1 protein-coding gene is annotated in these 1,734 nt (G+C 53.1%); it reads left to right on the top strand.

From position 1 onward, the window contains the following. Positions 1–144: 144 nt before the first annotated feature. Entirely contained in the window at positions 145–1,704 is a 1,560-nt protein-coding gene (locus tag H4Q31_RS00550; RefSeq protein WP_185177125.1) for an IS5 family transposase, read from the top strand. Positions 1,705–1,734 lie beyond the last annotated feature (30 nt).

Here is a 1,734-nt window from a genome sequence, read left to right as displayed (position 1 = left end):
TAGGGCTTGCTGAATAATCAAAAAATCCTTATCTCACAAGGGTTTAGAGGCACTTTTGTCGAATTCATCTGCAAAGAAAACACGGAAAATCGGTAAAAAACCTTGCAGATGGAGTGAGCGAAAGTGTTCGTGCTGAATCGAGATATGGTAGACTTGTTGGAAAACTTCTATTTGCCCTTTGGCGGAAAATTAAATCCAACCAATCGGTGGGTGCAGCTTGCGGCGATCATCCCTTGGGACAAAGTAGAAGAGAAATATGTGAGCTCGTTCAAGTCCCCAGCCATCGGCCAAAAGGCGTACTCGGCACGTATCGCCCTCGGCTCGCTCATCATCAAAGAGCGCCTTGGTTTAAGTGACCGCGAGACCACCTTACAAATCCAGGAAAATCCATATTTGCAGTTCTTCTTGGGCTACACCGCGTATGTCGATAAAGTGCCGTTTCATCACTCCCTGCTCACGCATTTTCGGGAACGGCTCGGCTTGGAAATCCTAGCTGAAGTCAACGACTGGATCGCCCAAGCCGCGCTGCAAGCAGAGCGAGAGGTCGAGGCGAAACCGAAATCGTCCAAGCGAGATCGCGATGACGACGACAACGACGCGGGCGGCTTGCAGCTCACCATGGAGGTAGGGGACGCTTTCTCTATTCCCGAGGAGCCCCCTGTTGTGGCGAAGAAACCCCGCAACATGGCGAAAAAGCTACACGTCCTGCCATCTACAGCCGCACCGACAGCGGAAGTCATGAACAAGGGCACCCTCATGCTGGATGCGACATGCGCGCCTGCGGACATCAAGTATCCGACTGACTTGGGGCTGCTGAATCACGCCCGTGAAATCCTGGAAGACATCATCGACGTGCTGCACCGTCCCCATGTCGGAGCGATGGAGAAGCCGCGCACGTACCGCGAGAAAGCCAGAAAATCGTACCTGAGTGTTTCCAAGCAACGCAAGGCATCGGGCAAGGTGATCCGCAAAGCGATCAAAAAGCAACTTGGCTACGTGGGACGGAATCTGCGGATTATTGAAGCCCTCGTGAAGTATACGCCTCTCACGGAACTGAGCAAAAGACACTATCGCCAGCTTCTGATCATCTCGGAGCTCTACCGTCAGCAGCGCGAAATGCTAGAGAAGAATACGCATGTCGTCGCCGATCGCATCGTGAGTATCGAACAGCCGCATGTACGTCCGATGGTTCGAGGCAAAGCTGGAGCGAACGTGGAGTTCGGCGCCAAAATCGCCGCCAGTCTGGTGGACGGTTACGCTTGGATCGAAACGGCACAATGGGACAGCTTCAACGAGGCAACCACGCTGCAAGCATCGGTGGAAGCGTACAAACAGCGATTCGGGTATTATCCCGCCGTCATTCTAGCCGATAAAATCTACCGCAATCGAGACAACCTGAACTATTGCAAAACGCTAGGGATTCGCCTTAGTGGCCCGAAGCTCGGCAGACCCTCGAAAGAGCAAAGTGAAGTCGCCGATCGTCGGCAAGAGCGCCAGGACGCTGTACAGCGTAATGCGATCGAAGGAAAATTTGGAGAAGGCAAGCGCAAATTGGGCCTAGGTCGCATTCGGGCGCGTGGCGCCGAAACCAGTTTGACCGTCATCGCCCTTCAGTTTCTGGTCATGAATCTGGAGCGGCGACTGCGTGTTCTCTTTTTGCATTTTTTCAGACTGCTTGGGTTTAGAGACTTGCGTTGGGTGTAGATGGAACGAATCTTGTTCAGCAAGCCCTAA

Source organism: Cohnella lubricantis (assembly GCF_014212015.1).
Lineage (GTDB): Bacteria > Bacillota > Bacilli > Paenibacillales > Paenibacillaceae > Cohnella > Cohnella lubricantis.
The sequence above is the reverse complement of the archived record's forward strand: the minus strand, read 5'-3'. Positions and strand labels throughout refer to the sequence as shown.

What these genes read in the sequence shown, in the direction of transcription:
- H4Q31_RS00550 (WP_185177125.1), top strand. Translation starts at nt 145, where the DNA reads ATGGTAGACTTGTTGGAAAACTTCTATTTGCCCTTTGGCGGAAAATTA.